This is a genomic window from Buttiauxella warmboldiae, assembly GCF_003818135.1.
GTDB lineage: Bacteria > Pseudomonadota > Gammaproteobacteria > Enterobacterales > Enterobacteriaceae > Buttiauxella > Buttiauxella warmboldiae.
This window is the reverse complement of record NZ_RPOH01000068.1, coordinates 35544-51674: the sequence shown is the minus strand read 5'-3', so window position 1 is coordinate 51674 and position 16131 is coordinate 35544. Positions and strand designations below refer to the sequence as shown.

Below are 16131 nucleotides of genomic sequence, written 5' to 3'. Positions count from 1 at the left end.
AATTGATTTTCCTTGTTTTTTTAGTGATGGTCCATGTTCGTTTTGCGAAAGTCATGGGGTTTGCCATCAGTCTGGGCTGGTTATTATTAATGATTGCCGCGTAACTGTTGCTGCAAGGATAACAATGCCGTCACCTCTGCTATTCGGCGCTGTGTGTAAGCCGGGATCTCTTCAGGAGCTTGCGCAAACAGGCTGTTCTCGCCAAACACCACATCCAGCAAGCAGCGGTCGTACAGTGGCCCCGCAATGAGGCCGCGTTCGGTGCCTTGCGCTGAAATCCGCTCCACCACTTCATTTGTGCCTTCACGGTCAATATTAATCACTTGCCCATCGTGAAGATGGATCCGCATCCCTTTTTGCCCACCGGCAGGGCCAGCATACTTATTAAGATGGACTGTAAAGGGAATATCGCTCAGGGTGCCAGTGAGCAGGGCTTCACCTTCCGCGGTAGTAAAATCTCCGGCAGAAATCGCCTTTCCCAGCCGGTCCCGTGCGTAATCAAGCTCGACGGTTAATTTATCGTGCCCGCCCAGCTGATGAATGGTTTCGCGCATCATAGCGAGGACGTGGGTGCCGATATCGGCAATCACACCGTCAGGATGGCGTAGCTGGCGGGTGTCTGCGTCACCGGTGACGAAGTTCAGGGCAATGGGTTCCCCGGCGGCATTAAAGCCGCTTGGCTCAAGCAAAAATGCTTCGATATGGCTTATTTGGTTGACGTTGCGAATATACCTGCACGCCTGAGTACGCACCATCCAGTGATCCAGCGCCAGCACACGAGCGGCTTTCTGGGGATCGCCGAGCAGCATTTGCAGTTTCTCAAGCTGTGGCAGCGTGGCGGCAACCGGTTTTTCCACCACAATGGCGGGCACCTTGCTTTGCAATACGGTTTCAAGCACCGGCAAGTGATGCAACGATGAAGTCGTTATCAGCACCATGTCGAGCGGCAATGCCAGCAGCACATTCAGAGAGTCGCAACGCGTAATCCCTTCTATATTCCGCAGGGGATCGCTGTCATAACCGTATAATTCGCCAGAGGAAAGAGAAAGGCGGCGCAGCGCCGGGAGATAAGCTGTTTCGATGACTGAACCTAAACCAATAATACCTGCCAACATATTTTGACCTTACTAACTATAAGCCGTACCTGCCATGAGAATCCCTATGTTTTAAATGACTACCGGGCTTTGGTCGAGCGGGTTTTTGTGCGCGGGCGTAAAAAGCTGGCTGGTTGTTAGCCAGCCAGCGGTGACGCTTAGAATAAGAACGAGTAGTTCACGCCGTAAGTGCGCCCACGGCCCTTGTATTCATACAGCGATGGGCTGCCGTAAGTTGGGCTATACAGGAGCGGTGCGCGCTGGCCCCAGACGGTGGTGTAGTCTTTATCCAGCAGGTTTTCGATGCTGAAGCTGAGCTTGCCCAGCGGCAGCGCGTAGCTTCCGATAAAGTCGAGGGTATTGTAGCCGTTGATCTTATTGTCGTGGGCGTCGGTCAAATCAAAAGTCTGCTGGCTTTGCACGCGCAGGCTCCACGGTTCTGGCGCCCAGCCCACATAAGCAGTGGCTTTCGATGGGCTGGCGTAAATTACGTCCCATTTCTGCCATTTGCCATCCACTTTGGTTTCGGATTTCAGCACGTTGAAGTTTACGCCGGTGCTCCAGTTTGAATCCGGAATAAAGTAATCCACCGCACCTTCAACGCCATAAATGCGGCGCTTGTCATCCTCAACATTAATCGTCATATCGGCGCGGTTAATCGAAATGGACTTGTCAGAAAGCGAGTAATAGGCCGCAATCTGGCTACGCAGATTATCGCCGGTGTAACGCCAGCCCAGCTCATAGGAGTCGACTTTGATTCCCTGAAGTTTTGACTGCCCGACGTTAACGCTGTTCAGCAGTTGGTAGTGCCCGTTCACCAGGCGGTAAGAGCCGTTACCGTAGTATTTACCCGGGTCCGGAAGCTCCACCCCCTGCGAGAAGTTAAACCATGCCTGTTGCCTCTCGGTGATGTGCATTAACAGGCCGGCGTTGAATAACGCATTATCGTAATCGGTGCTGCCGCCAGGAATCGCATCCGCAGACTGTGCGATACCGTTTGCGATACCCTGCTGTTGGCTAAAGCCAATAAAGTCATCAACTTTATTCTCGGTCCACTGGTAGCGCACGCCGCCGCTGACGGTAAACAGTTCGTTGATGTCATAGCTGCTTTGCAGGAACGGCGCGAGGTTAGTGATGGTGTAACCCGGATAACGGCCGGTGGTGTAAATGCTTTGGTTATTCAGGCCGCCGGAAGCATTGGCTTTTGCCAGATCAAAGAATTTCTGATTAGAGGTAAAGCTCTCGTGGTCCGCATCGACCCCGTAGGTGAGCTGCCAGCCATCAAGTGGCTGGCTGGTCAACGCCAGTTTGGCACCGTACTGATCGGTATCCTGCTGTGAGGCAGAGAAACTGGTTACCGCGCCGCGCGTCAGCGTCGGGAACGGATAGAAGGTCAGCGATTCATCGCGATAGTAAACTTGCCCAACCAGCTCCTGGCCGAGGAAATCGCTGTTGGAATATTGCAGGCTAATCAGATGGCGTTCGGTGCCGGGAATGCGATCTGAATTGAGCTGGTTGCTGACCGAAGCATTACCGTTACCGGTTACCGCCGAGAAGTTTTCTCCCAGATTCAGCCCGTAATCGTCATCGCCCTGGCTTTTATAATATTGTGTCACCAGCTGCAATTGCTGGGTTTCATCGATATTGAGCGTGCCGGTGCCCATCACATCTAAACGGTCAGAGTATTGCAGGCCGGTTTGCGTGTTATCGAGCAGCGTCTGGTCGCCATTGCCATCGAACCAGCCACCAAATTTCTGATAGGCCACGGACATGCGCCCGGAGGCATGTTCGTTACCGCCGGAAACGGCAGCGGCCACGCGTCCATCGCGATCTTTACTGCTGTTAAAGCCTGATTTGATACCGGTTTCGAATTCGACCTGCGTTTCAGGCTGGCCTTTTTTAGTGACGATGTTAATCAGGCCGCCGGTACTGCCGCCGCCGTACAGCGAAGTGGCGCCGGAGATCACTTCAATGTGTTCAATGTTAAACGGGTCGATAGAATCGAGCTGGCGGCTATCGGTACGGGATGAGTTCAGTCGAACCCCGTCCACCAGCACCACAATCGAGCGGCCACGCATGTTCATACCGTAGTTGGTACGGCTTTGGCTGCTGACATCCAGCCCCGGAATTAACTGTGCAAGCGCATCTTTGAGCTCCTTGCCGCCCTGGATCTGCTGTTCGAGTTCGCGACCTTCAATAACCCAGCTGGTCTGCGCCATATCGGCCACGGTACGGTGCATGCGGTTCGCAGAAACCAGAATATTTTCTTCTGAGGTTGGCTGAGCGAAAGCCGGAGCCATCATCGCCAGCAGCAGCGGGTTAAGCGCCCAGCGTGCGTTTTTATGCATCATCATCACTCCTTAGAGAGGAAAAATTAACATTTATGAACGTTTTGAAATAAGAATCGACAGGATTTTGCCGATAACGGTTCTCATTATCAATCTCAATTGCTAGTATCCCTTAAATTAATCTTATGAATAATCACAAGGTTTCTGTGGTTTTCTGTAGAAATATGGGCCTGATGCGGCAAAGGAGCTGAAATGGCTGGGGTGCAAGGCTATCGGTTGTTTAATGTAAAGCTGGTGAATAAATCACCGGTCTCACCTTCACTATTAAGACTGGTATTCGGTGGCCCGGATGTGGCAAAGATGAAGTGTGACTCGCCCGATCAGCGCATCAAAATGTTATTTCCCTCGGCCGATGGCTCCATTCCGGCCCTGGCGGAGCAAGGGGAGTGGTATCAACTGCTGCAAGCGCTCCCGCAGGAAAAACGGCCCGTGGTGCGTACTTATACCTTGCGCCATGTCGATCGTGAGCGTCAGCAAGTGACGGTTGAATTTGTCAGCCACGGTACGGAAGGCCCGGCCTCAGCATGGGCGCTTCACTCGCAGCCGGGCAACAAAATTCAGATTGTTGCGCCGAATGCTGACTACCCACACGATAGCGGTGGTTATGAATGGACGCCCCCTGCGGGATTGCGTCAGGGATTAATTATTGCCGATGAAACCGCGCTGCCTGCCGCGCGCGGCATCCTTGAACGACTGGCGCTGCAGCCAAAACCACCGAAAATTCAGGCCTTTTTTGAAGTGCCGGAGCAGGGCGACTGCGTGGATTTAAGCGCATTTAGCTTTGCAGAAATTCACTGGCTGGCGCGAAAAACGCTGAATGCCACGCATGGTGGATGCTTGTTGAGAGCCGTTCGGGAGAGCGTGCGGCTCCCTGAAACAGCGGGTGTGGCAGAAGCGGTGAATGAAGAGGCAGAAGGCGAGCTGCTGTGGGACAAAGCCACCACCGCCAGCAATCATTTTTACGGCTGGGTTGCGGCGGAATCCACGGTAGTGAAGCTGCTACGTCGCTATTTGATTGGTGAATGTGGCGTGAGCCATGACGCCATCAATTTTATGGCGTACTGGAGCAAGGGACGAGCGCGTTAAAAAATCAGGCTATTGATAAACCGCATGTTTTTTTCAAAACCAACAGAGAGCATCAATAAAAGAAGGGAAAACCATGCTTTTTGCTTCTTTGCCAGCAATATCAGGGCGGCAAGCGCGCCGCCCGGTATTAGATTTTCTTGAGTTCTGGCATCAACCGCATCGTGGTATTGACGATTTGCATCAGCTCTTCGTAGCTGGCATTTTCACGCGCGCTGACCGACATCCCCTGAATAATACAGCACAGGTATTTAGCCAGTTTGCGTACGCAGCTGGCGGCGGGAATTTCACCTTTTTGCTGGCAGCTGGCCAGAAAACGCGCCAGCGTCTCTTCCTGCATCGACTGCCGCGTTTTTATCACCGCTGCAATATCATCTGACGATGCCGCAAGTACTGATGAAGTACAGATAATAAAGCACCCCGTAGGGGTATCTTTTTCAGTAAATAGCTTTGCAATCAGCGACAGATAAGCTTCCAGCGCCTCTTCAAGCGTGCGCTCTTCGCAGAACAAGCACGCTTCCCGCATTTTGGCGAAACGCGCGATATAGCGATCCAGCACCGCCTTGAATAACCCCTCTTTATTGGTGAACTCTGCATACAGCGTGGGTGCTTTCGCCCCCGTTGCTTCAACCAGATGTGCCATTGAGGTGGCTTCGTAGCCGTGTTTCCAGAACAAAGCCATGGCCTTGTCAAGTGCGGCTTCCCTGTCAAACACTTTTGGTCGGCCACGGCTTTTTTTAGTGCAACTGATGTCGGTAGACATGGGAACCGTTTAACCTTTGTCTGTTTAGTGAACGATCATTATAAAAATAATACCATGCCGTAGCTAGCGGCCGATGGATTAAAAATAAATTAATTCTATCTATATGAAAAATAGTGCTTTATTTAAATTATTAACGGTCATTATAAAAATAATTTGACCGTGATGCAGATCACGTTTATGATTTACTTATCGAACGTTAAGTAAATAGATTTAACGCCCTTAAAAAATCATCTGCACAAGGTAAACAACATGAAAAACGTTACAACGCTGATCGCTGCTGCCCTTCTTAGCTCACTCTCTTTTGCCAGTTTCGCCGCCGTTGAAGTTCAGTCAACTCCGGCAGGCCAGCAAAAAGTGGGTACCATAACCGCCACCGCCGGGACGAACCTGGCTTCTCTGGAAGCACAGCTGGCTGAGAAAGCTGAAGAAATGGGTGCCAGTTCATTCCGCATCACTTCAGTCACCGGTCCGAATACTTTGCACGGAACGGCGGTCATTTATAAATAAGCACTCTACGCCCTCTGAGCGCCGCCTGATCAAACCAGTTTCATAAAAAAAGGCTCCCCTGTTAAAAACAGAGGAGCCTTTTGCTATTGAAAGAAATTAAATTTGGTTGCTCACGCTGGCATGAGCATTGACTTCAACCGGCATGCCGGAGCGGTGCTGCATCGCCTGTTCCATCACGCTGGCATCCGTTTCAGCAGCCGACTGGAACTGCTTCATCTGCTCGCTCAGCACAATCGGCAGCACTTTCGGATCGTCATTAATATCCTTTGAGAGCGGCTGATGCACTTCAACTAAACGCGTGCCGTCAGGCTCGATGGAGGTTTTAATCGCCGTATTGATAATGCGCACCGGCGTCCCGACCGGCATATCTTTGTACAGCGCTTTGATATCGTCATCGCGCAGGCGAATACAGCCGGAGCTGACGCGCATGCCAATGCCAAAGTCGGCGTTAGTGCCGTGCAGCAGGTAAACTCCGCCAAAAGCGGCAAGGCGAATCGCATGGTGGCCCATCGGGTTATCCGGCCCGGCTGGGATCACGGGCGGAAGTTTGATGCCATTCGCCAGATAGCGGGCGCGAATATTCGCGGTTGGCGTCCAGGTTGGGTTGGCGCGTTTATCGGCAACGGTGGTTACCATGGTCGGGGTTACCATATCGCCGCCAAGCTGGCCGATGCCAATCGGATACACGGTTACGCTATTTTTTCCTGCGGGATAGTAGTACAGGCGCAGCTCAGCAAGATTGACGACCAGCCCCTGGCGCGGGCCATCTGGCAGTAACATCTGCCCTGGAATAGTGAGCACGCTGCCTGCACGCGGCACGTAAGGGTCCACTCCCGGGTTGGCCTGTAGCAATGCGAGGAAGCCGACATTGTATTGTTTGGCGAGCGCCTCAAGCGAACCGCCGTCATCAGCCACCACATGGAAAAAGTTCTGGCCGATCAAACGGCTGCCTTCGGGCGGCAAAGGATAAGAGTTGGCGTGTGCGTTAAAAGTGGCGAGTGTGGCGCAAACCAGCATAATCGACGCCAGCCAGCGCACTGCGCGAGCTCTGCGAGATGATAAAACACTCAAAGAAGTTATCACGGTAAACCCCGTAAACATTAAGGTTAATGTTATAGAAAAGTTAAGCGGTGATTATCGCAGCGGGGGATGTCGGGAAATCCTGGTGGATTGAAAGGATGTGTAAATGTAAGCGGAAGGGGGAAGAGAGCGGGTAAGCGCATCCCCTCCCCGCCACAAGAGAAAAGCTAGGCCGCCGCGTTCTGCGCCAGCTGATGCATAAAGTTACGCACCCATTCCATACGGGCTTTGCGGTCCGCGAGATCCTCAATGAATTTGAGGCGCGTAGGCCCATCCAGGCGGTAGTGCTGCGGCTGCTTTTGCAGTAGGCCAATCAGCCAGACCGGGTTGACATGGTTTTTCTCGGCAAACTCAATCACGCCGCCTTTGTCGTTACCTTCAATTTTACGCACCCCGAGCTTCTGCGCCTGCTGGCGCAAAGCGGCGATATCCAGTAGGTTACGCGCGGCATCCGGCAGCAGGCCAAAGCGGTCGATCAATTCCACTTTCAGCTCATCCAGCTCATGCGCGGTTCTGGCGCTGGCAATGCGCTTATAGAATGACAGACGCGTATTGACGTCCGGGATGAAATCATCCGGCAGCAGGGCAGGCATACGCAATTCCACCTCCGTCTGGCTGCTGGTTAAATCTTCAAGTGACGGCTCACGCCCCTCTTTTAGCGCGTCGACGGCATTTTCCAACATCTCCATATACAGCGAGAATCCAATGGTTTCCATCGAGCCGCTCTGGCCTTCGCCGAGCAGTTCACCGGCACCCCGAATCTCCAGGTCATGCGTGGCCAGCGCAAAGCCTGCGCCTAAATCTTCAAGCGAGGCGATCGCTTCCAGACGCTTTTGCGCATCCGTCGTCATCGCTTTTGGATGCGGCGTCAGCAGCCAGGCGTAAGCCTGATGGTGTGAACGCCCGACGCGGCCGCGCAGCTGGTGCAGCTGCGCGAGGCCGAAATGATCCGCACGCTCAATGATAATGGTATTGGCAGTCGGAATATCGATACCGGTTTCGATAATTGTGGTACACACCAGCACGTTAAAACGCTGGTGGTGGAAGTCGTTCATCACCCGTTCCAGCTCGCGCTCGCGCATTTGCCCGTGGCCGATGGTGATACGCGCTTCCGGCACCAGTTCGGCAAGCTTGTCCGCCGCTTTCTGGATATTTTCCACATCGTTATAGAGGTAGTAAACCTGGCCGCCGCGCAGCACTTCACGCAGAATCGCTTCGCGAACAACCAGGCTGTCGTACTCGCGCACGAAGGTTTTCACCGCCAGGCGACGTGCCGGCGGCGTGGCGATAATCGACAGGTCACGCATGCCGCTCATCGCCATATTCAGGGTGCGCGGAATCGGGGTGGCGGTCAGCGTCAGGATATCCACATCGGCGCGCATCGCTTTGATACGCTCTTTATGGCGCACCCCGAAACGGTGCTCTTCATCGACGATTAACAGACCGAGATCTTTCATCTTCACGTCGTTCTGCAGAAGCTTATGGGTGCCAATCAGGATATCGACTTTCCCTTCACGCGCTTCTTCAAGGATCTGCGCCTGTTCTTTAGCGGTACGAAAACGCGACAGCATTTCGATACGCACCGGCCAATTGGCGAAACGGTCGCGGAAGTTATCGAGGTGTTGCTGAGCGAGCAGGGTGGTTGGCACCAGTACGGCAACTTGTTTGTTGTTTTCCACGGCGAGGAATGCGGCACGCATCGCAACTTCAGTTTTACCAAAGCCGACGTCGCCACACACCAGGCGATCCATCGCCAGCGGCTGGCACATATCGCTTAATACGGCGTTGATGGCCTGCGCCTGATCTGGCGTGGTTTCAAACGGGAAAGCATCGCAGAACATTTGGTACTGTTCGCGGTCATGCTTAAACGCGAAGCCCTGTTTGGCGGCGCGTTGGGCGTAAATATCCAGCAGTTCGGCGGCAACATCACGCACTTTCTCTGCCGCTTTCTGGCGCGCGCGTGACCAGGCATCACTACCGAGTTTATGCAGCGGCGCGTTCTCTTCGGCACCGCCCGCATAACGGCTAATTAAATGTAGCGAAGAAACCGGCACGTAAAGTTTGGCGTCACCGGCGTAGGTCAGCATCAGGTATTCGGCGGTAATGCCGCCCGCTTCCAGCGTGGTTAAACCCGCGTAGCGCCCAACGCCATGCTCCAGGTGCACTACCGGCTGCCCGGTATGCAGCTCGGCAAGGTTACGAATTAACGTATCCGGGTTGATGGTACGGCGGCTATCCTGGCGGCGACGGCTTACTCGTTCACCCAGCAGGTCGCTTTCGCAAATGAGTGCGCGATTACGCAGCGTGTCGATAAAACCATGCTCGCTGGAGCCCAGCATCAGATAGCGGCCTTTATCCGCCGCTTCCGCAAGCCGGTAAATGCGTTTTGGCGCCACTTTAATGCGTGATAACAGCTCGCCCAGCGCTTCACGGCGGCCTTCGCTTTCAACCGAAAACACCACCGGGCCATCAAAGGATTCAAGGAACTTACGTAAATTATCGAGCGGCGATTTCTGCTGGGCCTGTACTGACAGGTCGGGCAGGGCGCGGTAGCCCAGGTTGGTAAACGCGGCTTTATCCGCTAACGATTCCGTTTTGAGCTGGATGCGCGGCCAGTTTTTTAGCTCGCTGAACAGTTCGTCCACGCGCAGCCACAGGTTTTCTGGCGGCAGTAACGGGCGCATCGGATCCACGCCGCGGTTTTCGAAACGGGCAACCGTATCCTGCCAGAAGCGCCCGGCGCTGGCTTCGATATCGCCGGTATTGATCAGTAGAGTATTGGCGGGGAAATAGCTAAACAGCGGCGGCAACGGCTCGCTAAAGAACAGCGGCTGCCAGTATTCAATCCCCGCCGGAAGCATCCCTTTACTCACCTGCTGGTAGATGTGCTCAGGCTCGCGCTTCACATCAAACTTGTCGCGCCACTGGCTGCGGAACAGCTCGATGGCGGTTTTATCCGTAGGGAATTCGTGCGCAGGAAGCAGGTTAATGACGTCGACTTCTTCGAGCGTGCGCTGCGTATCCACATCAAACACGCGCAGGCTGTCGATCTCATCATCGAAAAAGTCGATGCGATAGGGCTGCTCGCTGCCCATTGGATATAAATCCAATAACGCGCCACGCGTCGCAAATTCACCGTGCTCCATCACCTGATCCACGCTGCGATAGCCCGCCTGTTCTAGCTGGCTGCGCAGGTTATCGCGCGACAGGCGCTGGCCTTTTTGCATCACCAGCGCGTGGCCGTGCAGATAGCTGTGCGGGCAGACGCGCTGCATCAGGGTGTTCACCGGCAGTATCAGCACGCCGCGTCGCATGGTTGGCAGCTGATACAGCGTGGATAAACGCGATGAGATAATCTCCTGATGCGGCGAGAAACTGTCATACGGCAGCGTTTCCCAGTCGGCAAGATTCACCACCAGGCTTTGCGTAAACTGGCTGACCTCATCATGCAGACGCAGGGCGTTTTGCATATCCGGAGCAATTAGCACCACCGGGCCGTCGTGGCGTTCTGTGATTTCGGCAACTTCGGTCGCACAGGCAGAACCGGTGAGTTCACCAAGCTGGCGCTGATCGGAAGCTTTAACAGGTAAGGAATAGCGATAATTTTCAGGCATAGCGGCTGTCAGAATCTCACAGGTTGCATCTTACAGGAGCACCGGATGCGTCAATAAGTTGCTTATTATTATCCGCGATCGTTTGGTATTAGCAACACAATCGCACCGCAACCTGGGATCCATCGTCAACAGAGCGTGGCTTAACGCGCCTGCGTTGCGGGCACTAATTTAGCTGGCGGCGAAAAGAACACGTCACCAAACGCAGCACGCGAGAATTTCCTGAAACCTAATCCTAATAACGTGCAAATCGCGAGGCTGGCAAACGGGTAAACCATCAGAATAGCGAGCAAGAGGTTATCGGAAATCCGTCCGGCGCTAATCTGCCCAAGGGTGAACAAACTGAGTGCTTCGATAACGATGCGGTGAGTGGTGTAGATAGCAATCGTGTTGGTGCCGACAATATTAAGGAACGCATCGTTACGGCTTTCGTGCCAGCCATCAAGCAGATAAAACAGCTTCATGATGACAAATATCGATACCACAGAAATCACTAGCGGAACCTTTACCAGATACAAGGCTACAGAGAGCAGGGCGGCGGCCATGCAAATCAGAGGATGCTGGCGCAGGTTAAATTCTTTCATTGCAGTCATTAATTGCGTGCCGAACCACGCTCCCAGCCCGTAATAACACATATTGCGCACCACGCTGTTCATGCCCCACCACGGCAGCGGCATCAAGCTAATCACCACGTTCACCGCCAGCAATAGCGCGATAACCGGAACTTTGTACCGGCGCAGGCTCTTAAATACCAGGAAATAGAGCACCAGCGCATAGAGATACCACAGGCTGGTACTGGCTTTTGCCATGCTGCTGGCAAATTGCAGCAGCGTTTCCGAATAGGCGGCGTTCGACGCGGGGTTACGTACCAGTTCCGGGGCCAGCCACTGGTTAATTAACGCAATTCCCAGCCATTGCAAAACTCCCCACAGCAGCAGCACGTAGAAGATGTTCCACAGCCGTTTATCCACGCAGTCGCGCCATTTCACCGACTCAATATAGCGGGTGATTAAAAAGCCGGAGATAAAGAAAAACACCGGCATACGAAACGGTGCCAGGTAGAGGTTCAGGTAGATCCAGCTTTTGGCGACGTACTCCGGTAGCCCGCTCTGAAACGGCAGCAGATGCGGGTAAAAGGTGATGACCGAGTGATAGATAACCACAAGGCAAATGCACAACCCCTTAATATGGTTGATCCACAATTGTTTGTTTTTCATACGCGGGCTTTATCTTCCGTTGGCCTGAATTTAGCTTCAGGGTGGAAGAAAGCGCGCCGTTTTTTTAGCTGATTTGTCTGTTTTTGTAACAATCCGGCGCAAATCGGAAATTCCGCAGGGTGAAATAATCGGCAGGCTGGCGCAGCTTTGACTGCGAAAACAAGATGTTATGAGTTTGATTTCATTAGCATTTCACCCGCGGTGAAATATCAAAAAAACGTTATGTTTCATTTACTTGATACGGTATCGCTTATATACTTCTCGCCAACTTTGCCTCCGCAACTGCAACAAGACGGAATACATGTATCAACCTGTCGCGTTATTTATAGGTCTGCGCTATATGCGTGGGCGAGCAGCAGACCGCTTCGGTCGCTTCGTCTCCTGGCTGTCGACTATCGGGATTACGCTTGGCGTAATGGCGCTGGTGACGGTGCTTTCCGTGATGAACGGCTTTGAGCGCGAGCTGCAAAACAACATTCTTGGGCTGATGCCACAAGCAATTATCACCTCGTCCGGCGGCTCGATTAATCCTGAAACGCTGCCAGCGAAAGAGCTCAAACTCCAGGGCGTGACGCGTATTGCCCCAGTCACAACTGGAGATGTGGTGCTGCAAAGCGCGCGCAGCGTGGCTGTCGGCGTCATGCTCGGCGTGCAGCCGCAGGAAAAAGATCCGCTGTCACCGTTTCTGGTCAACGTGAAGCAGAGCGAGCTGGTGGCCGGAAAATATAACGTGATTCTCGGCGAGCAGCTTGCCGGACAGTTGGGCATTAAACGTGGCGATAGCATCCGTATTATGGTGCCGTCAGCCAGCCAGTTCACGCCGATGGGGCGCTTGCCAAGCCAGCGTCTGTTTAACGTGATTGGTACTTTTGCGGCAAACAGCGAAGTCGATGGCTACCAGATGCTGGTGAACCAGCAGGATGCCTCACGCCTGATGCGCTACCCGGCGGGTAATATCACCGGCTGGCGTTTGTGGCTGGCCGAGCCGCTAAAGGTTGATGTATTAAGCCAGCAAACGCTGCCGCAGGGCACCGAGTGGAAAGACTGGCGCGAACGCAAAGGCGAGCTTTTCCAGGCGGTACGCATGGAAAAAAATATGATGGGGCTGCTGCTGAGCCTGATTGTGGCGGTGGCTGCATTTAACATCATCACCTCGCTCGGCCTGCTGGTGATGGAAAAGCAGGGCGAAGTCGCCATTCTTCAGACCCAGGGGCTAACCCGGCGCCAGATTATGGCGGTGTTTATGGTGCAGGGGGCGAGCGCAGGGGTGATTGGCGCGCTGCTTGGCGCCTTGCTTGGAGCGCTGCTGGCCAGCCAGCTAAACAATCTGATGCCGATTATTGGCGCGCTGCTGGATGGGGCGGTGCTGCCGGTGGCTATCGACCCGCTACAAGTTACTGTAATTGCGATTGTTGCTATGGCGGTCGCGCTGTTATCCACGCTTTACCCGTCGTGGCGTGCTGCCGCGACGCTTCCCGCTGAGGCTTTACGTTATGAGTGATTCTGTCCTGTTGCAGTGTGACAAGCTGTGCAAACGCTATCAGGAAGGCAAAGTGCACACCGACGTGTTGCATGATGTCAGCTTCAGCATTAACCCCGGCGAGCTGATGGCGATTGTCGGCAGCTCCGGCTCCGGCAAAAGTACCTTGCTGCATCTGCTGGGCGGGCTGGATACTCCAACCTCTGGCGATGTGATTTTTAACGGCAAAGCGATGAGCTCGATGTCCTCTTCGGCGAAAGCCGAACTGCGTAACCGCGAGCTGGGCTTTATCTATCAGTTTCACCACCTGCTGCCTGATTTTACCGCCATGGAAAACGTGGCCATGCCGCTGTTGATCGGCAAAAAGAATACCGATGAAACCCGGCAGCGGGCGCTGGAAATGCTTAAAGCGGTAGGGCTAGATCACCGCAGCAACCACCGTCCTTCTGAGCTTTCCGGCGGCGAACGCCAGCGCGTGGCGATTGCGCGTGCGCTGGTGAACAACCCGCGTCTGGTGCTGGCGGATGAACCGACCGGTAACCTTGATGCGCGTAACGCCGACAGCATTTTTGAACTGCTTGGCGAGCTGAACGTGCGCCAGGGCACGGCATTCCTCGTGGTCACCCATGACCTGAAACTGGCTAAACGCATGTCCCGCCAGCTTGAAATGCATGATGGCCGCTTGACCAGCGATCTGACTTTAATGGGAGCCGATTAATGGCTTCACCACTGTCACTGCTGATTGGTTTACGTTTTAGCCGCGGGCGTCGCCGCAGCGGCATGGTGTCACTGATTTCCATTATCTCAACCTTAGGCATCGCATTGGGCGTGGCGGTATTAATCGTCGGGCTAAGTGCGATGAATGGCTTTGAGCGCGAACTGAATAACCGCGTGCTGGCGGTGGTGCCGCACGGCGAAATCGAGCCGGTGAATCAGCCATTCCACGACTGGAACAGCGTGCTGCAACGCGTAGAGAAGGTCAAAGGTATCGTGGCGGCGGCACCCTACATCAACTTTACCGGTCTGGTGGAAAGCGGCGCTAACCTGCGCGCTATCGTGGTGAAAGGGGTCGATCCCGAGCAGGAGACGCACTTGAGCGCGCTGCCGCAATACGTGCAAAACCACGCCTGGAAGGATTTCAAAGCGGGCCAGCAGCAAATCATTATCGGTAAAGGCGTGGCCGACGCCCTGAAAGTGAAGCAGGGCGACTGGATCTCTATCATGATCCCGAACAGCGATGGCGGCACTAAGCTTTTGCAGCCGAAGCGAGTGCGCCTGCATGTCATCGGTATTCTGGCGCTCAGCGGCCAGCTTGACCACAGTCTGGCCATGGTGCCGATAGCGGATGCGCAAAGCTATCTGGATATGGGCGACAGCGTAACCGGCATCGCCATCAAGGTGAATGACGTGTTCAACGCCAATAAGCTGGTGCGCGACGCGGGCGAAGTCACTAACGCTTACGTCTATATCAAAAGCTGGATTGGCACCTATGGCTATATGTATCGCGATATTCAAATGATCCGCGCCATCATGTATCTGGCCATGGTGCTGGTGATTGGCGTGGCCTGCTTTAACATCGTCTCGACGCTGGTGATGGCGGTGAAAGACAAGAGCAGCGATATTGCCGTGCTGCGTACCCTCGGGGCGAAAGACGGGCTGATTCGCGCGATTTTCGTCTGGTACGGCCTGCTGGCTGGGCTGCTGGGCAGCGTCAGCGGCGTGATTGTGGGGGTGTTTGCCTCCCTGCAATTGACCCCTATTATCAACGTGATTGAGAAGTTAATCGGCCACCGGTTCCTCTCCGGCGATATCTACTTTATTGATTTTCTGCCATCAGAGCTTCACTGGCTGGACGTATTTTATGTACTGATCACAGCGTTGTTACTGAGTTTGCTGGCCAGTTGGTATCCGGCGCGGCGAGCCAGTAATATCGATCCGGCGCGAGTATTAAGCGGACAATAATCGATCTTCTGGATGCTTAGGGTTAGGTTCAGCGCGCTGCAACCCTAAGTATGACGGGGATGAGGGGATACAATGTATTACGGATTCGACATTGGCGGCAGCAAGATGGCTCTTGGGGTATATGACAGCGAGCGCCGTCTGCAATGGGAAAAACGTCTTCCCACCCCGCATGACAGCTATCAGAATTTTTTAGCGGCTATCGCATCCCTGGTTCAGGAAGCCGATAGCCGTTTTGGTATCCAGGGCTCGGTGGGGATTGGCATTCCCGGTATGCCCGTCACTGACGATGGCACGCTATATGCGGCAAACGTTCCTGCCGCCAGCGGCAAGCCGGTGCAGGCCGATCTCAGCGCCATGCTCGGGCGTGAAGTGCGCATGGATAACGACGCCAACTGCTTTGCGCTCTCCGAAGCCTGGGACGATGAATTCCGTGACTATCCGGTGGTGATGGGGCTGATTCTCGGCACCGGCGTGGGCGGCGGTATCATTGTGAACGGTAAATCTATCACCGGGCGCAATTATATTACCGGTGAATTTGGCCATACCCGTCTGCCGGTGGATGCGCTTAACGTGCTGGGCCGCGATATCCCCCTCACGCGCTGCGGCTGTGGTCAACACGGCTGTATTGAAAACTACCTTTCCGGGCGCGGATTTGCGTGGGTTTATCAGCACTTCTACTCTGAAGCGCTGGATGCCAAAGAAATTGTCGCCCGCTTCCGTGCAGGCGATGACAAAGCCGTGGCGCACGTTGAGCGCTTTGTTGAGCTGCTGGCCTGCTGCCTGGGCAGCCTGCTGACCGCGATCGATGCGCATCTGGTGGTGATTGGCGGTGGGTTATCTAACTTTAGCGAGATGTACCAGCAGCTGCCCGAGCGTTTACCAAAATACCTTCTGCCGGTGGCAAAAGTCCCGCGCATTGAACCTGCGCGTCACGGGGATGCCGGCGGCATGCGTGGCGCGGCATTCCTCCACCTCACGGAGTAAAC

The 16131-nt window shown here is 54.2% G+C and carries 12 protein-coding genes; 6 read left to right on the top strand and 6 right to left on the bottom strand.

Annotated elements, in window-relative coordinates; all coding sequences use genetic code 11:
* Nucleotides 1–86: 86 nt before the first annotated feature.
* Together EHN07_RS15760 and iutA are read right to left on the bottom strand one after the other, a co-directional pair.
* The gene (locus EHN07_RS15760) at nt 87–1115 is read right to left on the bottom strand and encodes a Gfo/Idh/MocA family oxidoreductase (RefSeq protein WP_124025004.1); all 1029 of its coding nucleotides are present in this window, start codon (nt 1113–1115) and stop codon (nt 87–89) included.
* Nucleotides 1116–1252: 137 nt separating this feature from the next.
* Nucleotides 1253–3442 (bottom strand): ferric aerobactin receptor IutA, encoded by a 2190-nt coding sequence (gene iutA / locus EHN07_RS15755; RefSeq protein ID WP_124025009.1) that lies wholly within the window; start codon nt 3440–3442, stop codon nt 1253–1255.
* Between the two features lie 192 nt (nt 3443–3634).
* Between iutA and EHN07_RS15750 the strand changes: the two genes are divergently transcribed.
* Nucleotides 3635–4528: a siderophore-interacting protein gene (locus EHN07_RS15750; protein WP_124025003.1), complete on the top strand. Its 894-nt coding sequence runs from the start codon at nt 3635–3637 to the stop codon at nt 4526–4528.
* Between the two features lie 127 nt (nt 4529–4655).
* Here the strand turns inward: EHN07_RS15750 and EHN07_RS15745 are convergent, their stop codons facing one another.
* Complete coding sequence (locus tag EHN07_RS15745) at nt 4656–5288, bottom strand: TetR/AcrR family transcriptional regulator (RefSeq protein ID WP_124025002.1); 633 nt, start codon at nt 5286–5288, stop codon at nt 4656–4658.
* A gap of 249 nt (nt 5289–5537) precedes the next feature.
* Between EHN07_RS15745 and bhsA the strand changes: the two genes are divergently transcribed.
* Entirely contained in the window at nt 5538–5795 is a 258-nt protein-coding gene (gene bhsA, locus EHN07_RS15740) for a multiple stress resistance protein BhsA (protein ID WP_124025001.1), read from the top strand.
* A 96-nt stretch (nt 5796–5891) separates the two neighbouring features.
* Here the strand turns inward: bhsA and ldtC are convergent, their stop codons facing one another.
* The 3 genes from ldtC to EHN07_RS15725 form a co-directional block, all read right to left on the bottom strand.
* The gene (gene ldtC, locus EHN07_RS15735) at nt 5892–6812 is read right to left on the bottom strand and encodes a L,D-transpeptidase LdtC (protein ID WP_124025008.1); all 921 of its coding nucleotides are present in this window, start codon (nt 6810–6812) and stop codon (nt 5892–5894) included.
* A 230-nt stretch (nt 6813–7042) separates the two neighbouring features.
* Complete coding sequence (mfd, locus tag EHN07_RS15730; RefSeq protein ID WP_124025000.1) at nt 7043–10489, bottom strand: transcription-repair coupling factor; 3447 nt, start codon at nt 10487–10489, stop codon at nt 7043–7045.
* Nucleotides 10490–10629: 140 nt separating this feature from the next.
* Entirely contained in the window at nt 10630–11703 is a 1074-nt protein-coding gene (locus EHN07_RS15725) for an acyltransferase family protein (RefSeq protein ID WP_124024999.1), read from the bottom strand.
* Between the two features lie 301 nt (nt 11704–12004).
* On the opposite strand from EHN07_RS15725, the gene lolC reads away from it, so the two are divergent.
* The 4 genes from lolC to nagK all read left to right on the top strand — a co-directional run bounded on the left by lolC (nt 12005) and on the right by nagK (nt 16129).
* A complete protein-coding gene (lolC, locus tag EHN07_RS15720; RefSeq protein WP_124024998.1) occupies nt 12005–13204 on the top strand; it encodes a lipoprotein-releasing ABC transporter permease subunit LolC in 1200 nt (399 codons plus the stop codon).
* Nucleotides 13197–13901 (top strand): lipoprotein-releasing ABC transporter ATP-binding protein LolD, encoded by a 705-nt coding sequence (gene lolD, locus EHN07_RS15715; RefSeq protein ID WP_124024997.1) that lies wholly within the window; start codon nt 13197–13199, stop codon nt 13899–13901. Before lolC ends, lolD begins: the two co-directional genes overlap by 8 nt.
* On the top strand, nt 13901–15145 hold the full coding sequence (lolE, locus tag EHN07_RS15710; RefSeq protein ID WP_124024996.1) for a lipoprotein-releasing ABC transporter permease subunit LolE: 1245 nt from the start codon (nt 13901–13903) through the stop codon (nt 15143–15145). Before lolD ends, lolE begins: the two co-directional genes overlap by 1 nt.
* 72 nt (nt 15146–15217) lie before the next feature.
* A complete protein-coding gene (gene nagK, locus EHN07_RS15705) occupies nt 15218–16129 on the top strand; it encodes an N-acetylglucosamine kinase (RefSeq protein WP_124024995.1) in 912 nt (303 codons plus the stop codon).
* Nucleotides 16130–16131: the final 2 nt, after the last annotated feature.

Coding starts and splice junctions, on each gene's coding strand:
- EHN07_RS15750 (WP_124025003.1), top strand. CDS start 3,635: ATGGCTGGGGTGCAAGGCTATCGGTTGTTTAATGTAAAGCTGGTGAAT.
- mfd (WP_124025000.1), bottom strand. CDS start 10,489: ATGCCTGAAAATTATCGCTATTCCTTACCTGTTAAAGCTTCCGATCAG.
- EHN07_RS15745 (WP_124025002.1), bottom strand. CDS start 5,288: ATGTCTACCGACATCAGTTGCACTAAAAAAAGCCGTGGCCGACCAAAA.
- lolE (WP_124024996.1), top strand. CDS start 13,901: ATGGCTTCACCACTGTCACTGCTGATTGGTTTACGTTTTAGCCGCGGG.
- lolD (WP_124024997.1), top strand. CDS start 13,197: ATGAGTGATTCTGTCCTGTTGCAGTGTGACAAGCTGTGCAAACGCTAT.
- lolC (WP_124024998.1), top strand. CDS start 12,005: ATGTATCAACCTGTCGCGTTATTTATAGGTCTGCGCTATATGCGTGGG.
- EHN07_RS15725 (WP_124024999.1), bottom strand. CDS start 11,703: ATGAAAAACAAACAATTGTGGATCAACCATATTAAGGGGTTGTGCATT.
- iutA (WP_124025009.1), bottom strand. CDS start 3,442: ATGCATAAAAACGCACGCTGGGCGCTTAACCCGCTGCTGCTGGCGATG.
- ldtC (WP_124025008.1), bottom strand. CDS start 6,812: ATGCTGGTTTGCGCCACACTCGCCACTTTTAACGCACACGCCAACTCT.
- EHN07_RS15760 (WP_124025004.1), bottom strand. CDS start 1,115: ATGTTGGCAGGTATTATTGGTTTAGGTTCAGTCATCGAAACAGCTTAT.
- nagK (WP_124024995.1), top strand. CDS start 15,218: ATGTATTACGGATTCGACATTGGCGGCAGCAAGATGGCTCTTGGGGTA.
- bhsA (WP_124025001.1), top strand. CDS start 5,538: ATGAAAAACGTTACAACGCTGATCGCTGCTGCCCTTCTTAGCTCACTC.